At 35.3% G+C, this 20,146-nt stretch carries 20 protein-coding genes and 1 pseudogene; 15 read left to right on the top strand and 6 right to left on the bottom strand.

Annotated features, from left to right (window positions below; genetic code table 11):
• Positions 1–65 precede the first annotated feature (65 nt).
• Complete coding sequence (locus FLACHUCJ7_RS14710) at positions 66–1,223, top strand: Gfo/Idh/MocA family protein (RefSeq protein ID WP_180909408.1); 1,158 nt, start codon at positions 66–68, stop codon at positions 1,221–1,223.
• 123 nt (positions 1,224–1,346) lie between these two features.
• Here the strand turns inward: FLACHUCJ7_RS14710 and FLACHUCJ7_RS14705 are convergent, their stop codons facing one another.
• The gene (locus FLACHUCJ7_RS14705) at positions 1,347–2,303 is read right to left on the bottom strand and encodes a YARHG domain-containing protein (RefSeq protein ID WP_078227765.1); all 957 of its coding nucleotides are present in this window, start codon (positions 2,301–2,303) and stop codon (positions 1,347–1,349) included.
• Positions 2,304–2,337: 34 nt separating this feature from the next.
• Positions 2,338–5,244, bottom strand: a complete 2,907-nt coding sequence (locus FLACHUCJ7_RS14700; RefSeq protein ID WP_180909407.1) for an FAD-binding and (Fe-S)-binding domain-containing protein — start codon at positions 5,242–5,244, stop codon at positions 2,338–2,340.
• 447 nt (positions 5,245–5,691) lie between these two features.
• Between FLACHUCJ7_RS14700 and FLACHUCJ7_RS14695 the strand changes: the two are divergent.
• Positions 5,692–6,528 (top strand): annotated as a pseudogene (locus FLACHUCJ7_RS14695) (sulfite exporter TauE/SafE family protein).
• Positions 6,506–6,922, top strand: a complete 417-nt coding sequence (locus tag FLACHUCJ7_RS14690) for a DUF1634 domain-containing protein (protein WP_230408839.1) — start codon at positions 6,506–6,508, stop codon at positions 6,920–6,922. The pseudogene FLACHUCJ7_RS14695 and the gene FLACHUCJ7_RS14690 overlap by 23 nt, the downstream one beginning before the upstream one ends.
• A gap of 343 nt (positions 6,923–7,265) precedes the next feature.
• Here the strand turns inward: FLACHUCJ7_RS14690 and FLACHUCJ7_RS14685 are convergent, their stop codons facing one another.
• From FLACHUCJ7_RS14685 to FLACHUCJ7_RS14670, 4 genes are all read right to left on the bottom strand, one after another.
• Positions 7,266–7,688 carry a DUF6896 domain-containing protein gene (locus tag FLACHUCJ7_RS14685; protein ID WP_180909406.1) on the bottom strand — a complete coding sequence of 141 codons (423 nt, stop codon included), beginning with the start codon at positions 7,686–7,688 and terminating at the stop codon, positions 7,266–7,268.
• Entirely contained in the window at positions 7,685–7,930 is a 246-nt protein-coding gene (locus tag FLACHUCJ7_RS14680) for a hypothetical protein (protein ID WP_031453691.1), read from the bottom strand. The genes FLACHUCJ7_RS14685 and FLACHUCJ7_RS14680 overlap by 4 nt, the downstream gene beginning before the upstream one ends.
• 118 nt (positions 7,931–8,048) lie before the next feature.
• Positions 8,049–9,002, bottom strand: a complete 954-nt coding sequence (locus FLACHUCJ7_RS14675) for a DUF3137 domain-containing protein (protein WP_180909405.1) — start codon at positions 9,000–9,002, stop codon at positions 8,049–8,051.
• A complete protein-coding gene (locus tag FLACHUCJ7_RS14670; protein ID WP_180909404.1) occupies positions 9,002–9,559 on the bottom strand; it encodes a LemA family protein in 558 nt (185 codons plus the stop codon). Before FLACHUCJ7_RS14670 ends, FLACHUCJ7_RS14675 begins: the two co-directional genes overlap by 1 nt.
• Positions 9,560–9,763: 204 nt before the next feature.
• On the opposite strand from FLACHUCJ7_RS14670, the gene FLACHUCJ7_RS14665 reads away from it, so the two are divergent.
• The 12 genes from FLACHUCJ7_RS14665 to FLACHUCJ7_RS14610 all read left to right on the top strand — a co-directional run bounded on the left by FLACHUCJ7_RS14665 (position 9,764) and on the right by FLACHUCJ7_RS14610 (position 20,128).
• Positions 9,764–10,972: an anhydro-N-acetylmuramic acid kinase gene (locus tag FLACHUCJ7_RS14665; protein ID WP_180909403.1), complete on the top strand. Its 1,209-nt coding sequence runs from the start codon at positions 9,764–9,766 to the stop codon at positions 10,970–10,972.
• 319 nt (positions 10,973–11,291) lie between these two features.
• The gene (locus FLACHUCJ7_RS14660) at positions 11,292–12,863 is read left to right on the top strand and encodes a glycoside hydrolase family 10 protein (protein ID WP_180909402.1); all 1,572 of its coding nucleotides are present in this window, start codon (positions 11,292–11,294) and stop codon (positions 12,861–12,863) included.
• The gene (locus FLACHUCJ7_RS14655; RefSeq protein WP_180909401.1) at positions 12,850–14,169 is read left to right on the top strand and encodes an MFS transporter; all 1,320 of its coding nucleotides are present in this window, start codon (positions 12,850–12,852) and stop codon (positions 14,167–14,169) included. The genes FLACHUCJ7_RS14660 and FLACHUCJ7_RS14655 overlap by 14 nt, the downstream gene beginning before the upstream one ends.
• 21 nt (positions 14,170–14,190) lie before the next feature.
• Complete coding sequence (locus tag FLACHUCJ7_RS14650) at positions 14,191–14,532, top strand: hypothetical protein (protein WP_180909400.1); 342 nt, start codon at positions 14,191–14,193, stop codon at positions 14,530–14,532.
• A gap of 5 nt (positions 14,533–14,537) precedes the next feature.
• Entirely contained in the window at positions 14,538–15,089 is a 552-nt protein-coding gene (locus FLACHUCJ7_RS14645) for a zinc ribbon domain-containing protein (RefSeq protein WP_180909399.1), read from the top strand.
• A 46-nt stretch (positions 15,090–15,135) separates the two neighbouring features.
• On the top strand, positions 15,136–15,585 hold the full coding sequence (locus FLACHUCJ7_RS14640) for a GNAT family N-acetyltransferase (protein ID WP_180909398.1): 450 nt from the start codon (positions 15,136–15,138) through the stop codon (positions 15,583–15,585).
• Positions 15,586–15,587: 2 nt separating this feature from the next.
• The gene (locus FLACHUCJ7_RS14635; RefSeq protein WP_180909397.1) at positions 15,588–17,201 is read left to right on the top strand and encodes a glycoside hydrolase family 3 protein; all 1,614 of its coding nucleotides are present in this window, start codon (positions 15,588–15,590) and stop codon (positions 17,199–17,201) included.
• A gap of 125 nt (positions 17,202–17,326) precedes the next feature.
• A complete protein-coding gene (locus tag FLACHUCJ7_RS14630) occupies positions 17,327–17,965 on the top strand; it encodes a peroxiredoxin (RefSeq protein ID WP_053471125.1) in 639 nt (212 codons plus the stop codon).
• A 168-nt stretch (positions 17,966–18,133) separates the two neighbouring features.
• Positions 18,134–18,442, top strand: a complete 309-nt coding sequence (locus tag FLACHUCJ7_RS14625; RefSeq protein ID WP_031453681.1) for a thioredoxin family protein — start codon at positions 18,134–18,136, stop codon at positions 18,440–18,442.
• Positions 18,443–18,525: 83 nt separating this feature from the next.
• Positions 18,526–18,783, top strand: a complete 258-nt coding sequence (locus tag FLACHUCJ7_RS14620) for a DUF6952 family protein (RefSeq protein ID WP_035684509.1) — start codon at positions 18,526–18,528, stop codon at positions 18,781–18,783.
• A 463-nt stretch (positions 18,784–19,246) separates the two neighbouring features.
• On the top strand, positions 19,247–19,744 hold the full coding sequence (gene tpx, locus FLACHUCJ7_RS14615) for a thiol peroxidase (RefSeq protein WP_180909396.1): 498 nt from the start codon (positions 19,247–19,249) through the stop codon (positions 19,742–19,744).
• 9 nt (positions 19,745–19,753) lie between these two features.
• Positions 19,754–20,128, top strand: coding sequence for a diacylglycerol kinase (locus tag FLACHUCJ7_RS14610; protein ID WP_078227745.1), 375 nt, complete (start codon positions 19,754–19,756; stop codon positions 20,126–20,128).
• The last annotated feature ends 18 nt before the right edge of the window (positions 20,129–20,146 follow it).

Raw genomic sequence — 20,146 nt, 5'->3', positions numbered from 1 at the left:
CTCTCCTTTGTAACATTTTACAGAAATGGTTTACTTATAAATCAATACTAATTTAAAGTAAATTTATGGCGAAAATTTCAAGACGTTCATTTGTAAATAAATTTGGAATGGGAGTTGGTGCTTCGGTGATTGTAACAACTCTTCCTTCGTTTTTATCAGCACCAGAAGTGAATAAAATTCCAGACACCGGGAAAAAATTAAACATTGCATTGTGTGGTCTTGGTAATTATGCCTCAATGCTGGCAAAAGGAATTCAGATTTCTGAGTATTGCACTCTTGCAGGAATAGTTACGGGAACTCAGGCAAAAGCTGTAAAATGGAAGAGCCAGTATAACATTCCTGATAAGAATATTTATAACTACGAGAACTTCGATGAGATTATAAAAAACAAAGACATTGACTTGGTCTATGTTGTAACACCAAACGGACTCCATAAAGATTTTACAATTCGTGCTGCAAAAGCCGGCAAACATGTAATTACAGAAAAACCTATGGCAATTTCTGTCAAAGATTGTGAAGAGATGATCAAAACCTGTAATGAAAATAATGTTCAATTAGCGATTGGTTATCGTTTGCATTACGAACCAACTCACTTAGAAATTAAACGAATGGGGCAGGAAAAAGTTTTTGGACAAGTACGTTTTATAGAAGCTTCCCTTGGTTATAAAATACATGATCCGCTTGATACAAAAAGCACTGTGAATTTCAGTGACCGAAATGAATGGAGGCTTAATAAAAAATTATCCGGTGGCGGGCCTTTAATGGATTTAGGGGTTTATTGTATTCAAGCCAGCCGTTATATTTTGGGCGAAGAACCAATTGCCGTAACGGCACAATTTGGCACGGTATATAACAAACAAATTTTTTCTGAAACAGAAGAAAGTATTTCATGGCAAATGGAGTTTCCAAGCGGGGCTGTTGCAAATTGTAATACTTCTGTTAATTACAATATTGACAGATTGTATGCATCAGCAGATGAAGGTTCATTCGAGTTGAGTCCCGCTTTGAGTTATGGCCCTTTTAAAGGAAAAACATCTGAAAAAGAATTGAAATTCCCCGTGATAAACCAGCAGCAGACTCAAATGGATGAAATTTGTAAGTTCATTTTAGAAAATAAAAAACTCCCCAATCACATCACTGGTGAAGAAGGCCTAAAAGACATAAAAGTCATCAATGCCATCTATAAAGCCGCTGAAACAGGGAAAAAAGTAAGCTTGAAGTGATTTTTTGCTACTGTTTAAAGAGATAACCATAGATTTTTATCTGGAACTATAAATTTTCTCTTGCAGATAATGCAGATTTATTAATACTCAAATACTAGATTATATGTAAATTGATTTTCTAAATTACTGTTCAGCGATGAAAGTCATTTTTTTTGCCATCTTTTTTTGCCATCCGTAAGGTAAAATAGAGTGGTTGTTTTCGACCATTAAATACATTTGCGCTACAATTTTTTCCTGTATTATCTTTGGGAGATTATAAAAGTCAGCATCTACATTAAAATTTCTTTCGTCATCAAGAACTCCATTTTGAATCCGGATACCTATCTTTTTACCTTTATAATACAATAGAATTTTAATTCTCCCATCATCGTATAAATTAAGTCCGCTAGTACCATAAATTATAATCGGATCAATAATTCCGTCATGATCAAAATCTTCAACATAAATATATCTCGACCAAAACCAAATACTCTGCTCATGACTTTCTTTAAAATCATTCGTTTCGAAAGTTTTTGTCCAGTGCTCATTTTCAATTTTAAAATTTAATGCCCTGACTGCATTGTTAAAATTATTACCATCAACAGGCTCCTTAAATTTATCTTCTGTCAGCACCAAATAATACTCGCCAGTTTTGTCCTTGTAATTGTAAACTTTCCAAATACTAAAATTAATCCCTAGTTCTTTTCTTTTTTCTTTCGTAAAAATTTGATTTATTTTTTCAGGCGAAAATGCCTTGTATTTACTATTTTTTTCCTTTTCAAGAAATTCTGAAATTTCATTAATTCTTCGGTTTAAAATTGCAATATTCTTTAGTTCAATGTCTGAGTAAACAATACTTTTATTGTCATTTATTGGATTGTACCAATTGAATTTCTTAAAAACATCTGAATATTCCGGATTGGAAAATACATATCCTTTTCTTGCATAAATTTCGTTCTTCAATAATTTTAAGGAAAAAAGATCTTCCTTTTTTAATTTATTTTCATCGATAATTTCAGATGAACATTTAGAACAATCCAGTTTATTTTGTCCATTTAGGGAAAAAGTAAAAAATAAAATTATGTATAAATAAAACTTCATTATAATGGTTTAATTAAATAATTCAAAACCGTTTTTATTTCAAACAACTACGCAAAATACTTACCGGATGCTGAGCTTCACGACTCGTTCCATCATAAATCTGATGACGACAACTCGTTCCTGCTGCTGCAATTTTTACATTTTCGGCTGTATTACGAACTTTTGGAAATAAAGTATCTTCACCCATCTGCATACTCACCTGATAATGTTCTTTTTCATAACCAAAAGATCCCGCCATTCCGCAACAGCCTGAATTGTAAATGGTGACCGTGTTATTTTTAGGCAAATTCAGCATCGCAAAAGTTGCTTCAACAGAACTCAATGATTTCTGGTGGCAATGTCCGTGAATTTTGATTTCTTTAGTTTCTTCCGAAAAAGAATCAGGAGTGATTTTTCCGTCGATGATTTCTTTTTTGAAGAATTCTTCAATTGTAAAAGCATTTCGGGATAATTTTTCTGCAGCATCCTTATCATCTGCCAAACGTAAATATTCATCCCTAAAAGTCAAAATCGCCGAAGGTTCAATTCCGACCAAAGGTGCATTTCCTAAAACCAAATCTTTAAAGACATTCACGTTGTGATTGGCAATTTTCTTAGCTTCTTCCAAAAATCCTTTCGAAAGATATGTTCTTCCGCTTTCTTCATGATCGATAACTAAAACCTGATAACCTAATTTTGTCAATAATTCGAAAGCATCGATTCCGATATTTACGTCGTAATAATTCGTGAATTCATCTACAAATAAATACAACCTCCCATTCGGGAAATCAGTTTTTATTGGTTTATTATTGGCGAACCATTTCCTAAAAGTCTTTTTTGCCAATAACGGCACTTGTCTTTCCGGTGCAATTCCCATTGTTTTTTTTACCAATGACTGATTCGAAATAAAATTGGTAATTGCCGGGAATTTGCTTCCCATTTTGTTCAGTTTGGCATTGTTGGCAAAAATCTTATTTCGGGTTGAGAATCCGTTTGCTTTTTGGTATTGGTATAAAAATTCGGCTTTTAAAGTTGCTACGTCCACATTACTCGGACATTCGCTGGCACAGGCTTTACAGCTTACACACAACTCAAAAACTTCGTATAATTCTTTCTGGTCAAATTTATTTTCTTTTTCAGAATACGTCAAATATTCACGTAGTGCATTAGCTCTCGCACGCGTAGTTTCCTTTTCATTTTTGGTCGCACGATAACTCGGACACATAGCTCCCCCTGCCGATGGTAATTTTCTGCAATCGCCCGAGCCGTTGCATTTTTCGGCAGCACGCAAAATTCCCAAACTATCTGAGAAATCCTGAAATGTTTTAATATCAGGTTCAATTCTGCCTGAAACTACGCGATGATTTTCGTCCATTTTGAGTGCATTTACAATCTTCCCGATATTCAAAACCGAATTCGGATCGAATGCCAGTTTGATTCTTTTCAGCAATTCGTAATTCTTTTCGCCAATCATAAACGGAATAAATTCCCCGCGTACAATTCCGTCGCCATGTTCACCACTTAATGAACCTCTGTATTTTTTTACCAAATGTGCTACTTCCGTTGCAATGGTTCTGAATAATTTTAAATCTTCGGTCTTCTTCAAATTCAAAACAGGACGCAAGTGCAATTCTCCCGCACCGGCATGTGCATAATAAATCGCTTCCTGTCCGTGGCTTAACATCATCGCCGAAAACTCTGCAATATAGGCTGGTAAATCGCTCAATTCAACCGCTGTATCCTCAATTGAATCCGCCGCTTTATTGTCACCTACTATACTTCCTAAAAGACCAAGTCCGGCTTTTCTCAGTTCGTTGGCTTTGTCAATATCAGCTCCGTAAATCTTTACATTGGCATAACCAAAATTGTTTTTTTCTAGATCGGCAATTAAAGCATCGGCTTGCTTTTCGGCTTCTTCCAAAGTATGACCCGCGACTTCAAACATCATAATCGCTTTGGGTTCGCCTTGTAAAAAGAAACGGTTTTTTACGTGTTCCCGATTCGTTTTGGTACAATCCAAAATAGTATCGTCAATCATTTCGCAAGTGTACAAATGATGTTTCATTGCGACCACAACCGACTCTAAAGATTCCTGAATCGTATGATAATGTCCTACCACCATAATACTGTGTGCAGGTGGCAGATCGTCCACTTTTAGGGTCACTTCGGTCGTAAAAGCCAAAGTTCCTTCGCTTCCGCAAAGCAGTTTTCCAAGGTTGATTGTTGGTTCTGTTCCGCCAAACAATTCCGATTTTAGCAGAATATCAACCGCATAACCGGTGTTTCTCCTGTGAATTTCAGGTTTTGGAAACTCTTTTACAATTTCTTCCTGCGCTTCTTTAATCGAAAGTTCGTCGTAAATCGTTTTGTATATTTTATTTTCTAAAGTATCACCTTTGGTCTTTTCGATAAATTCAGCCGAAGTCAGGTCTTTAAAAACCACTTCAGAGCCGTCGCTCAAAATTGCTTTAACTTCAGCAATTTTATCACGCGTTACACCGTATCGAATAGAAGTGGTACCCGAAGAATTATTTCCCACCATTCCGCCAATCATGGCGCGGTTTGAGGTTGATGTGATTGGAGCGAAAAATACACCGTGAGATTTTAAGAATAAATTCAGCTCATCGCGAATAACACCGGGCTGAACGGTAACGGTTTTCTTTTCGGCATCAAACGAAATAATTTTAGTAAAATGCTTCGAAACATCAATTACCAATCCGTCTCCTACTGCCTGTCCTGCCAGTGAGGTTCCCGCAGTTCTTGGTGTAACCGAAATGCTATGATCTGCTGCAAACTTTATCAGTTTGGCAATATCCGCAGTTGTTTTTGGTATAGCTACGGCATTCGGTTTAATTCGGTACACCGAAGCATCGGTTGAATAAAGCGTTTTATGAAGATCATCGTATAAAAGTGTTCCTTCTAATGATGCAGACAGTTGTTCTAACTCCTTAATTATTGACATTCTGATTTGAATTTATAACCTAAAACGGATGTGTTTTTCGGGTACAAAAATACTCTTATTTCCTTTGTTTTTATTCTAAATTAAGAAAATTAGGCACTGAGTTTTCAATGTTTATGCCATAATACTGCGAACTTCTACAGTATTTTGGCTACAAGCCTTTTCGGGAAGTGTATTTTTTGCATTTATTAATTTGAGAGAAATAATTTGTGAATTGAAAACAGATGTCAGGCTGAGCCCATTCGCCTTCGCTCAGGATAAACTCCGTCGAAGCCCTTGTTAAACAACTATTTTATCACGCTGATTTTTTTTAAGGCATTTTTAAGCGTTCCATAATACTACTGATAATCAAACACTTTAATCACTACAAAACCATTTTATCCTTTCACAATAAAACTTAATGATGCCAAAAACAGTATGTATTTGTAAATTAGCAAAAAACATACAACAATGACAGTATTAACATTCACCCTGATTATGCTTTTAGGGGCTTTTTTAGCCGGTTTTGTAGGCTCCTTATCCGGATTAGGCGGCGGAATCATCATCATACCACTTCTCACAATCATCCTCGGAGTCGATATCCATTATGCCATTGGTGCGGCTTTGGTATCAGTTATAGCAACGTCATCAGGTTCTGCGGCAGCTTATGTAAAAGAAGGAATTACCAATATGCGTCTCGGGATATTCCTCGAAATTGCCACTACAATTGGAGCTGTTGGCGGAGCATTGCTTTCAACGATAGCACCAACCTCTTTTATCGCCGTTTTATTCGGACTCACACTTATTTTCTCGGCTGTTAATTCACTCCGAAAAAAAGAAGAGCATATCGTTTTAGAATCCAGTCCGCTAGCCAAAAAACTGCATCTGAACTGAACTTATCCTACTCATGACGGAGAAGTTGTAGCATACGGAACAAAAAATGTAATTGGTGGCTTCAGCATGATGGGCATCGCCGGAATGATGTCCGGATTATTAGGGATCGGTTCCGGGGCTTTCAAAGTAATTGCTATGGACAATATCATGCGAATTCCGTTTAAGGTTTCTACCACCACCAGCAATTTTATGATGGGCGTTACCGCAATGGCGAGTTCTGTAATTTACATTCAGAAAGGTTATATCGAACCCGGAATTTGTATGCCGGTCGTAATCGGGGTGCTGTTTGGAGCAATGGCAGGAGCCAAAATTCTGGTGAGAACCAACCCTAAGAAACTCCGCATTTTCTTCGCCTGTCTCATTTTTGTACTGGCAATAAACATGATTTACAATGGCATTAACGGAAAAATCTAAAAACATGACACCCAATATATCTCAGGAAAAAGATTTTCAGAACATTATAGGCAATTTATTGCGCTACGGCGTTTGGACAGCATTGTCTGTAGCCGCCATTGGAGGCATCGTTTATCTGTTGCACCACGGTCAGGAAATCGAAGACTACTCGGTATTTATAGAAAAAGACAAAAACATTTTCGAAGTAATCGCCTCCATTTACCAGGGACTGATTCAGGGCAAAGGTGACTCGATCATCTTCTCCGGAATCATACTTTTGTTCCTCACGCCCGTATTTCGGGTATTGCTGTCGTTATTTTCCTTTCTACTCGAAAAAGACTACCTCTATGTGGCCATCACCACCATCGTAATCGGCATCATTATCCTTAGTATTTCGTTTGGATTTTCGCACTAATGAAACCTATTTATTTTAAGGATTTTCAGGAGCTATTTCCAGCTGTCCGCTATATCTTTTCCGCCGAACCCCGGCGGAAAAAGGATGCCGCTTCCATCTGGGCTAGGGCTGTTGGTTTCATGAGAAGTATTTGATAAAAAAAATCATTGACAAGAAAAGATATGTATCTAATATTTTTACGCAACGATATCGCGGATTTTTAAAATAAATACAACGGTTTTATAAGTTAGTTTGATTTAGTTATCTGCGTTGCAAACGCTACGATTTGTTTTCATAATTTAAGTAGGTACTCGATACAATCGAGCACCTACTTGTTGATAAACGAGGGCTAGTTGGGATTGATTTAATCAAAAAAAGATTCTTCAACAACCCGATAAAATTTAAAAACACATCCAAAAGGAATACCTTCTATAATATCCCACTCTAAAATTCCTTTCTCAATAAGCTGATACAATTCATATTCAACAAAATCAGGACTATAATTTAAATTTTGATATTCGGGATGTGTTCTAATAAACTCTGAGAATTTCCATTGTGAAAATTTAATTTGGTTTATTATAATATCGTACTCGTAAATAACACCATCTTTTTTGGCAGTGCATCCACTTCCGTGAAAATGATATTCAATTCCGTCAATTGAGTCTATTCTTTTAAAAAAAGTATGAGAAAACAAACACGGATTTATGTCTTGCTGGTATTTATCTTTTAATAAAGCTTCAAAGCTTCTTATAAACTTAATGTAGTCTTTCAGGATTTTTTCAATCATAAGGTAAATATCATTTGATATAGCCGTTTCAAAACTTCAAACATCATAATAATAATTCCAATTCCTGCAATAATGTAAACTCTCCAACTACGCATTTTAGTAATTGAATTCATTTCTAAATCTTCTTGTTCTAACTTTTTAGATTCTTTTATATCTGCCTTTCTAATCCAACAAATTAAGAAAATGCAAAATATAATTCCGCCAATTATTACAAAAATATTTTCATTTTGTATATATTTCATTTAATTCGAATATCCATATTCTGGTACTCTGATGCAGTCGAGTAACAGAGTTGTGAAAACCCCTTAATAAATTCAAATCTATTAAACGGTTTTTAAAAATATCACTTTCAAAAATGTTCTACTCCTTCCCCCAAATCCTCGTATTCAAATCCAGTTCATGAACAATATCCTGCATAAACTGAACAATTGAAAGATCATCAGTAAGCAAATCAGGAGCTAAAAGTGTTTTATGAATAGGTGCTTCAAAGTAATTGTGAGACAACGGAAAGGCAATATACATTTTAGAATGTATGAACGAAATTGAAATTGTCTTGTCACATTTACTGTTTAAAGCTACGATTCTCTCCATCATGGCAGGTGTCAGAATATATCTTGCTTCAATTTGGTTTTTGGAATATGTTACAAATTTGCTGTCAAATTCTGTATTCTCTAATTGCACTTTATCACTATCCCCAAAACTAAAAATGTTTTTGGAAAACCATGAATTAATTTCATCTTTAGGACTTTTTGGGCGTACAACTGTCGAAGTGCTAAAGTTCTTATTGAAATCAGCAATAAAAATAATCCCCTTAAAAATGTCAAACCATTTTGTGCGTTTTTTGTTTTCGCTTTCTATTTTAAACTCGGCATGAACTTCTGCAAAATAAAAAGAAGTTTTATCAGCAGTTCCGGTTATTAAGTCCTGGGTGTTATAACGATCCGGTTTGGTGATAAAAAGTTCAGAACTTATAAATTCATCATCTGAAATTCCACTTTGAGGCGTGAAAGCTAAACTTTCTTTGAGATTTTTTAGTGCAGGTATTACAACATTCGTTTTATAGTCAACCTTGTATCTTTGTGTATCATTTTCTATTTTAATGCGTATGACAGAACGAATAATTCCGTAAACGAAAAAAAAACCTAAAAATACTAAAATATGAAATTTAATTATCAGCCATATCACTACGGTTATAAAGGCAAAACCAGTTATGATATTGGATAATTTACGGTTTTTGGATATTATTTTTCGGTCAATTTCTAATGTATTCAGAGCTTCCTGAAAGCCTGCACTGTGATTAATTTCTGAGTCCATTAATTATTAAAAAGCTCTTTTGCACTAATATTTTTACGTTCCTCTTCAGGTGTTGCCAGTACATCTGTTTTGGTAAAACCCAGTATTCCTGCAAATATATTGCCCGGAAACATCATAATTGTATTATTGTAATCAGTTACTATAGCGTTATAAGTTCTTCTTGCAGCGGCAATTTGTTCTTCGCTTTCTGTCCAGGTAGTTTGCAGATTTAAGAAATTCGTATTAGCTTTTAAATCCGGGTAATTTTCGACCGTTACCATCAAGCCTTTTACAGCACTGCTTAATTCGGTATCTAAACTCGCTTTTTCGCTGTCTTTTAAAGTTCCAGAAGTTGATTTGGCGCGAAGCTCAGCTATTTTGGTTAAAGTACCTTGTTCGTAATTGGCGTATTGTTTTATTACTTCAACAAGATTTGGAATCAGGTCAAAACGTTTTTTCAGCATAACATCAATAGCTGAGAAAGCATTGCTTGCCTGATTTCTTTTTGCGATAAGCGAATTATAGATAGCAATTCCAACAATAAGAAGAAAAATAATAAGTCCTAAAATAACAATCATGGTTTATTTTTTAAATTGATTATGAGCAAATATAATAGAAAAGGAAATAAGTTTTGCTCATTATTTTTTCAGATTTCCAACACCAATTTGAATGTTTAAAATTTGATATTTCAACCAAAAATTGACTAAAAAGGATAACTTTATATCCAAAATAATCTGATTTTAGCGTTACCGATACACCGCTGATTTTAAAACTCATTTCAAATGAACAAAAACATAACCGCTCTCTATAATATTGCCCAAAAAGAAACCCGAAAAATATTGGGATTGATGTCCGGAACTTCGCTTGACGGGCTTGATATTGCTTTGTGTGAAATTTCGGGAGCAGGCGAAAATACAAATGTTACCATTCTCGAATTTGAAACTATCCCTTACTCAGAAGATATTAAAACCGAAATCCGTAAAGTTTTTGCTAAAAAAACAATCGATTTTCAGCATTTGGCTTTACTGAACGAATGGATTGGTCTTTTGCACGCCGGAATGGTCAACAATTGCCTTCAAAAATGGAATATTCCGGCAAACGAAGTCGATTTGATTGCTTCACACGGACAAACGGTTTTGCATGCGCCAAAGTTTTTGCATCAGCAGGAAAAATTCCCAAACGCGACTTTACAAATTGGCGACGGCGATCATATTGCGGTAAAAACCGGAATTATCACACTCTCCGATTTCAGGCAAAAGCATGTTGCAGCGGGTGGCGAAGGTGCTCCTTTGGCGGTTTATGGTGATTATTTGTTGTTCAGCAAAAAAAGCGAAAACCGAATCATGCTCAACATGGGCGGAATCGCGAATTTCACCTATTTGCCTGCTTCCCTTAACGCCGAGGAAGTTTTTGTAACCGATACCGGAACGGCCAATACCCTAATAGACATTTTCACCAAACAGTTTTTCCCTGAAAAAAGCTACGATAAAGAGGCCGAAATTGCCCAAAGCGGAACCGTAAATCAAACTCTTTTATCCGAACTAAAAAATAATGCTTTCTTCACGAAGAGTTTTCCAAAAACCATTGGGCAGGAACTATTCAATAAAAGTTTTGTCGATTCTGCCCTTTCAAAAACCAAACTCGAAAACATTTCGGCACCAGATTTGCTGGCAACTTTAACACGCCTAAGCGCAGAAACCATTGCCGAAGCGATTCAGTTTGTGGTAAAAAACACCGGAACATCAATTTTAAAATTCAAAGTATATATGTCGGGAGGCGGCACAAACAATCCGTTACTGGTGAAATGGTTAAAAGAATTATTGCCTTGCGAATTTCAAAAAAGCGATGATCTGGGCATTTTAAGCGATGCCAAAGAAGCGGTTTTATTTGCTGTATTAGCCAATGAAACGGTTGCCGGCGGAAATTATAATTTTGGCACCAACAAGGGAATTCCTTCTGTAACAATGGGTAAAATTTCTTTTCCGGATTAATACTAAACCTTGGGTTAGTATTTTTGGAATGTTCTTAAAAAGTAAAATGTTTCTCTCTAGCCCCGATTGAAGTGGAAATCCTTTTGTGCCGGGGTTCGGCACAAAAGATTGCAACGGAAAGCGGGACGATGCTTGCTGAAAATACCTAATCTTTCTGCTTCAAAAATTTATAATCAAGTTCAGGCACAAAACTAATCTTACAAAAAGCGAAAACAATTACATGAAAACCAAATAAATAGCGTTTAAATTATAATTTCTGAATTATTTACGATAGTCCGTTAAAAAAACTATTTTTGATTTCTGTTAAAAAAAGATTGAAATGCATAAAAATCAGCACCTAATATTCTCTATCATATATTTACTTTTCTTTGGATGGAACGTCAATTCGCAGGAAAAAACCAAACATCCTAAAAATGAATTTAGAGGTGTCTGGATTGCAACTGTCGTAAATATTGACTGGCCAAAAACAGCAATTGACGGCGTTGAAAAAGAAAAAGCAGACTATATCGAGATTTTAGAAGCGTATAAAAAACTGAATTACAATGCCGTAATCGTTCAGATTAGAAGTGTTGGTGATGCTTTTTACCCAACGGAACTGGCTCCGTGGTCGCGTTTTTTAACCGGAAAAGAAGGTCAGGCTCCCAACCCGTATTACGATGCTTTGGCCTGGATGATTGAGGAAGCACACGAAAGAGGTTTTGAATTTCATGCCTGGATGAACCCATACCGCGCTACTTTCGATTTAAACAAACAGCAATTAAGCCCAACTCACGATATTTTCAAACATCCGGAATGGATGATTGAATACGGAGGAAAATTATATTACGATCCGGCTTTGCCTGAAGTTCAGTCACATTTGACAAAAGTGGTGAAAGAAGTGGTGGATAAATACGATATCGATGCGATTCACTTTGATGATTATTTTTATCCGTATGCCGTTCCCGGTAAAGTTTTTAACGACAACGCATCATACAAAAAATACGGAAATGGTTTATCCCTTGCGGATTGGCGTCGCGCCAATGTGAGCAATTTTGTGCACACGATTTCTACGACTATAAAAGCAAGTAAACCTTGGGTTCAGTTTGGAATTAGTCCGTTTGGGGTTTGGCGAAATAAATCGGTAGACCCAAAAGGTTCCGAGACACAATCAACTTCAAATTATGACGATTTATATGCCGATCCGGTTTTATGGATGGATCAGAAATGGATTGATTACATCCTTCCACAATTATATTGGAGTATGAATAATCGCGTTGCCAATTACTCGAAACTAGTAAAATGGTGGTCTGAGAATTCAAACAATACGGCTATTTACATTGGTCACGCATCCTATAAGATTAGAGGTGACAGTGATAAAAGCTGGAATTTCATGTCAGAAATCCCGAATCAGATTGATTATTTGAGAAGTTTCAAAAACGTAAGCGGAAGTGCTTATTTCAGTGCGAAATGGTTCATGGATAAAAACTTTGATATTGTTCGCCATTTAGAAGAAAACCAATACCAGTATCCGGCTCTTCCATCGGCAGTTCCAAATTTAAAACGTGTTATTATTGATACACCAATTGTAAATGAGTACGGAAAAGACAGCCTGCGTTATTCGTTCAATGTCAAATATCCTTATAATACAAAAGTGAGATACATGGTGGTGTACGGAGCAGAACATATTTCGAAAATAGACATTAATGATGCCAGACAAATCGTTGATAAGGTAGTGGTATGCCAAAACACAGGAACAATTTCATTTTCGGTTCCAGCCGAAAAAATGAATCAGTATAAAGCTTGTGCTGTGACATTTATTGACTATTTTGCAAACGAAAGTACACCAACTATTATCGACTTAAAAAAGACATTTAAAATCTATTCCCCTGCACAACCTGATGAAAACAGATAACACACCTTGGTTTTGGATTCCGCTTCTTAATTTTGCATCTGGACTTCCTTATGCCGTCATCATTTCGGTTTCGGTAATAATGTACAAAAATTTAGGAATTTCAAATGAAGATATTGGTGTTTATACCAGTTTATTGTATTTGCCATGGGTTATAAAACCGCTTTGGAGTCCTTTTATTGAATTGAACGGAACCAAAAGAAAATGGTTTTTATCGATGCAACTGCTGATTTCAATCGCGTTTTTGCTTGTCGGTTTTACAATTCCGACTAGTGGATTTTTCATCATGACTTTGGCGATATTTTGGGTTGCAGCTTTTGCTTCGGCTTCGAATGATATTGCCAGCGATGGTTTTTATTTATTGGCATTGCGAAAAGAACAGCAATCTTTTTTCCTCGGCATCAGAAGTACTTTTTACAGGCTTGCAATGCTTTCAGGAAATGGTTTAATCGTTTTGTTTGCAGGTTATCTGGAGCATAAATATGGTGATAATACCAAAGCTTGGTCATACACCATGATTGCAGTAGGTTTGTTAATGACATTTATTACACTTTATAATTTCGTTTTTACACCAAAAACCGAAATAAATGTTGTTGAAAATAATAAAGACCACCATTTAAGCTTCGGTACTGTATTTGTGACTTTTTTTAAGAAAAAACAAATCGGATTGGTATTGGCATTTATTCTGGTTTTCAGATTAGGTGAATCGCAATTACTAAAAATGTTAAGTCCATTCTTGTTAGACAAGAAAGAATTGGGCGGTATGGCTCTGGACACTGAGGCTGTAGGTATTATTTATGGAACTTTAGGAATTCTGGCCTTAACGATTGGTGGCATTTTAGGTGGCATTGCAATTTCTAAACATGGCCTTACCAAATGGATGTTTCCTATGTTTCTGGCAATGCACCTGCCTATCCTTGGATTTATTGGATTAGCTCATTTTCAACCTGAAGAACTTTTTCACCTTCACATAAACTTATATTTTTTCGAAATAAATTCCAACCTTAATCTCTACACTTGCCTTGTTGTAATTTTAGAACAGTTTGGATATGGTTTTGGGTTTACAGGATTTATGATGTACCTGATTCATGTGGCTGAAGGAGAATCAAAAACAGCACATTATGCACTGGCAACCGGTTTTATGGCTATGGGAATGATGCTGCCGGGAATGTTAAGCGGCTATATTCAACAATATTTAGGTTATCAAAATTTCTTTATCTGGGTTTTGATAGCAACAATACCAGGTCTTATTTTATCACGTTTTTTAATTTTCCCGAAAGATTTCGGAAAAAAATCAGAAGAAGTTTAACCCCAAATCAAACTTTTACCTATGGAAATCAATGAAAATTTGCAGGCCGAACGCAATCTGAAAGGAAGTGAGTTCGAAAAATCCGGAAATCTTGACAAAGCAATTGAGCTTTATGAAGAAAATGTTACCGAAGGTTTTAAAGGAAATCATCCTTATGATCGATTGGCTACAATTTACAAAAACCAACTCGATCTGGACAATGAAATTCGGGTTTTAGAAAAAGCAATTATTGTGTACGAAGAAATCACGATCGAAGACCGCTTGGAAGGGCTACCAAAACTCTTTCGCTTCAAAAACCGACTCGAAAAAGCAATTGAAACCAAAAAGCAATTGGATAAACAGAAGAAAGCAAAGTTGAAATAAAAGTTATGAAGAAAAAATGTTCAAATTGTCAAGCAGAAAACGACATAAATTCAAAATATTGCTCAGTTTGTGGTTTCCAGTTACCGATAACAGATAACGATAATTTAAAACCTGAAGTTGAAGATTTAAAAGCAAAAAAAACAAAAAGAAAATTTGACATTAAAACTTTCATCGGATTTATAATCGGATTTGCTATAATGTTTTTTGTTAAACAATCTTTATTTAAACCATCAATTGACAAGCAACTTGCTGAATTTGCTAATGAGTTTAATAAAACTTGTCCGGTGAATATTGATGAATATACTACATTGAAAAATGTGGTTGCTTTACCAAACAAAACAATTCAGTATAATTATGTTTTAGTTGGAATCGAAAAAGCTGATGTGAAAATAGATACCTTAAAAAAATATATTTTCCCGGGAATTTTACAAAACGTAAAAACAAATCCGGGGATGAAGTTGTTTAGAGACAATAAAGTTACCTTAAATTATTACTATTCAGACAAAAATGGAGAATACGTAACCGAATATATTGTAAAACCTGAAATGTACGAGTAAAATAAAATTGTATCTATCAGTTTGATAATAAAATCAAAAGCATATCATGAATAGATTAAAACGAACCAACTCAGACGATATCGATTTTATAAATCTGGTTGCTTTATTAGATCAGGATTTAGCAATTAGAGATGGCGAAGATCATGCTTTTTATAATCAGTATAATAAAACCGATAAAATAAAACACACAATCGTGTATTATGAGGACGGAATTCCGCTTGGCTGTGGCGCTTTCCGCGAAAAAGAAAGTGACAAGACCGAAATCAAAAGAATGTACGTTCATCCTGATCACAGAAAAAAAGGGATTGCATCTGCTATTTTGGCAGCATTGGAAATTTGGGCAAAAGAAGTCGGTTATACCTATACCATTCTCGAAACCGGAAAAAACCAGCCCGAAGCCATCAACTTATATCAAAAATTAAATTATACCATAATACCCAATTATCCGCCTTACGACAAAATGGATAATAGTGTCTGCATGAAAAAGACTTTATAATAATGAAAATGACAGCCGAAGCATTACGACAAAGAATAGGACAATTTTTCTTTCCAGCCGTTTTTATCAACGATACCGAAAAAAATATTCAGGAAACAGAACACCTTATAAGAGACTATAATATTGGCGGACTGACCTTTTTCCACAGTCGTGCAAGCGCTGCAACGAATTACGAAAGCAAACAGAAAATTGTTTTCAACGATGACAGCTACGAAAAAATCAAAGCATTAATAGTTCGTTACCAAAAAGCAGCTTCAACTCCGCTGTTAATAAGCATCGATGCCGAATGGGGTTTGGCTATGCGTATTGAAAAAACACCGCAATATCCGTATGCGATTACGCTTGGCGCTTTGCCTGAAAATAAATCGAATCTGGTTTACGAAGTTGGAAAACAAATCGGATTGGATTTAAAAGCTGCCGGAATACATTATAATTTATCTCCTTTGGCAGACATCAATAACAATCCGAACAATCCTGTTATTGGGTATCGTTCTTTTGGTGAAAACAAAGAAAAAGTAGCCAATTTTGCTGTTGAATATTTAAAAGGGATGTCTGAAGTTGGTATTTTAGGCTGTCTAAAACACTTTCCCGGGCACGGAAATACTAACGTGGATTCACACTTGGGATTACCAGTTTTAAAAGAAACTCTTGAAGAATTACTGGAAAACGAATTATATCCTTTCATAAAAGGAATCGAAAACAATGTCGACTCCATCATGATTGGACATTTGGCTGTTCCTAGTTTAAATGATGGAAAAGATACTTCGGGAACTTTATCAAAACCGATTATTCAGGATCTTTTGCGTGAGAAATTAGGTTATGACGGTTTAGTAATTTCTGATGCTTTAAATATGCACAGCGTTTCTAAATTATATGAAACCAAAGGTCAATTAGAATGGGAAGCCTTCAACGCTGGAAATGATATTTTATGTTTCGCAGAAAATGTTCCGGAAGGAATTGAAGCGATCTTCAAAAATGCTTCGCCGGACCGTATTTTTGAAAGCTATGAAAGAATTAGAAAAGCAAAAGAAAAAGTAGGATTGTTTTCGAATGAAACTTTTGCTTCTGGTGAATTGAATTTCGAAAATACTTCACAATTAAATCTCCAAATCGCACAAAACGCAATCACCAAAATCATTGATAACGGAATTTCAGAATTAGCGTTTGAAGCACAAAAAAACAATAGATTAGCCAAACTGAGTTTATATAAAAACACTGAAAACACATTCTTTAAAACCTTAAATACAAAATTACCTTCTCCGGAATTTGCTTTTGAAAATTTAGAAACATCGGATATCTCAAAAATTGAAAAAAAACTTCAAAATTTCGATACTATTCTAATTTCATTATTTGTTCCGAAAGCAAAACCTGCAAATAAATTTGAAATAGATGATACTGTTTTCAGCTTACTTTCAGGCTTGCTTCAAACTAAAAAATGTATCATTTATGTCTTCGGAAACCCCTATGTTTTGCCCTTAATTCCGAATCTTAAAAAGGCTTCAGGGTTAATTCAGGCGTATCAGGACTTTGAAGAGTTTCAAAAAACAGCTGGAATTCAATTTTTAGAAAAAAATAGTTTTAATGGCATTTTACCAGTAAATATTGATATTCAATAAGTTAAACATTTATATAACCAAAAACTATCAACTTATAAATTTTTATAATCACATCTTATTGTAAGACACTGTACTTATACCCTACTTTTGCACCAGAAATAAATTTTAATTTTAAAACGAAAAATATGTCTTTAGTAGGAAAAAAATTCCCGAGTATTGCAGTAGATGCTATCTCAGAAATGGGTGATAACTTAAAAATCAACATCTTTGAAGAAGCAGTAAACAACAACAAAAAAGTACTATTATTCTGGTATCCAAAAGATTTTACTTTTGTATGTCCAACTGAATTACACGCCTTTCAAGCTGCATTGCCAGAATTCGAAAAAAGAAATACTATCGTAATCGGAGCTTCTTGCGACACAAACGAAGTACACTTTGCGTGGTTAAACACTCCAAAAAACAATGGTGGAATCGAAGGTGTTACTTACCCAATCTTAGCAGATACTAACCGTAACTTAGCTAACATTTTAGGTATTCTTGACATCGAATCTACAAGCTACAGCGAAGATACTGATTCAGTTATCATCGAAGGTTCAAACGTAACTTACAGAGCTACTTATCTAATTGACGAAACTGGAAAAATCTTCCACGAAAGCGTAAACGATATGCCATTAGGACGTAACGTAAACGAATACTTAAGAATGGTTGACGCTTACACGCACATCCAGACTAAAGGTGAAGTTTGCCCTGCAAACTGGGAAGCTGGTAAAGAAGCAATGTCTGCTGACAGAGTTAGTACTGCTGAATACTTAAGCGCAAACTAATTTGCAATAACAATTTCAATGGCAATTTCAATATTCAATTCTGACTTTGCCATTGAAATTCAAAAATTCTCTTCAAAAACAAACAATAATTTCAATTTAAACTCAAATATCAATCCCTTAAAAAATTGATTTTTGAAATTGAAATTGAAATTGAAATTTCAAAAAACTATGTTAATCGACTTAAACGAAGATACGTTAGCAGATTTAGTTGCTAAAAACGAAAAAGTAGTAGTGCAATATTCAGCATCATGGTGTGGAAACTGCCGTATTATGAAACCAAAATTCAAAAAATTAGCAACAGAAAATGAAGCTATCACTTTTGTTTTGGTTGATGCAGAAAATGCTCCTGAATCAAGAAAATTAGCAAACGTAAGCAACCTGCCTACTTTCGCCACTTTCGTAAACGGACAATTAGTTGGCGAAACGCAGACTAATAAACAAGAAGTTTTAATCGATCTTGTAAACGCAATTGCCTAAATAGATTTTAGATTTTTAGACTGTTAGATTTTTCGAATCTTTATCTAAAAATCCAATCATCCAACAATCTAACAATCAATAAAATGAAATTACCCGTAATCAAGCATTTAACGCAATTTATCGAAGAAAACGATCAGGACTATATCATAGAAACAATCGAAGTTCTGGAAGCCATGACGGAAATCTCTTCTCTTAAAGACGAAGAATTAGACGTAATCGGTGAATTGATTTCAAATATGTATGGTGCCCTTGAAGTTCAAAAATTAGTAGCTCAGGGAACCGACAAAAAAGAAGCTTTAAATACGTTCATGAAACGCGTTTTAGGTTCTATTGATAAATAATCGAGCTCCTTTTCAAAGAAAAAGCAAAACATGACGGAGAAAGCGTTTCTATTTGGAGACGCTTTTTTTATATCTTAAAATATACTTTGGGCGAGACAGCATCCCTACAAGAGGGCTGCCTTTCTTTACGCATACCTGCCCTCTTATCGGGATGCTGTCGGGCTGTCCGCGCTACTTCGGTAGCTTGCTCCCATCCCTCTCGCGATAAACGGCTAATAAAACCTTTTAAGTATTCACAAAAGTAATCACATGCATAGCCATTGCAAGAAAACGCGCAACCACACTCGCATGACGCAAAAATGGATTTACTCTGCATGAGATTGCTTCGCTGCTCGTAATGATAAATTCAAAGACAATTGATTGTCTTAAGACTCCCCTAATTGTTCTTACTAGCAACAACAAATACTTTTACATTAAAATATTAATCCTTACTTTTGAACCTCATTAATTTTAAACAAAAATCATGGCATCTATCACATTAGGAGGAAATCCGGTTCATACATCAGGCGAATTGCCGGCAGTTGGTTCACAATTAGCTGACTTCAGTTTAGTACAAAACGATCTATCAGTTGCATCTTTAAGCAATTTTGCTGGTAAAAAATTAGTTTTAAATATCTTCCCAAGTATCGATACAGGAACTTGTGCAACTTCTGTTAGAAAATTCAACGAAAGTGCAAGCAGTTTAGAAAACACAAACGTTTTGTGTATTTCAAGAGATTTACCATTCGCACAAAAACGTTTTTGTGGAGCTGAAGGTTTAGAAAATGTAGTTAACTTGTCAGATTTTCAGGCAGGAGATTTTGGTAAAGCAAACGGTTTAGAAATTGTTGACGGACCATTAGCAGGTTTACATTCAAGAGCAATCATTGTAGTGGATGCTGACGGAAAAGTTCTTCACACAGAACAAGTTGCTGAAATTGCAAACGAACCAAATTACGAAGCGGCTTTAGCTGCACTATAATACCAGTAAATGGAATTTCAAAAAGACAATACTTTTGTAACAGGCAGGTTAAAAAGCATGACCTATGCTTTTAACGGAGCTGTTAAACTTATAAGAACAGAACATAGCATTATGGTCCAATTTTCATTGGGAATCATAATGACTATTGCCGGGTTCTATTTTCATATTTCACAAACCGAATGGCTATGTCAAACATTAGCCATAGGTTTGGTTTTAAGTGTTGAAGGATTGAATACCGCAGTTGAAAAAATTGCCGATTTCATTCATCCTGATTACAGCAAACGAATCGGATTTATTAAAGATATTGCTGCAGGAGCAGTATTTTTTGCCGCAATGACAGCAATAGCAATAGGCTTGATTATTTATATACCAAAATTTATATAGTCAAATAGGATACGCAAG

The organism is Flavobacterium salmonis (assembly GCF_903819435.1).
In the GTDB taxonomy this organism is placed as follows: domain Bacteria; phylum Bacteroidota; class Bacteroidia; order Flavobacteriales; family Flavobacteriaceae; genus Flavobacterium; species Flavobacterium chungangense.
The sequence above is the reverse complement of the archived record's forward strand: the minus strand, read 5'-3'. Positions and strand labels throughout refer to the sequence as shown.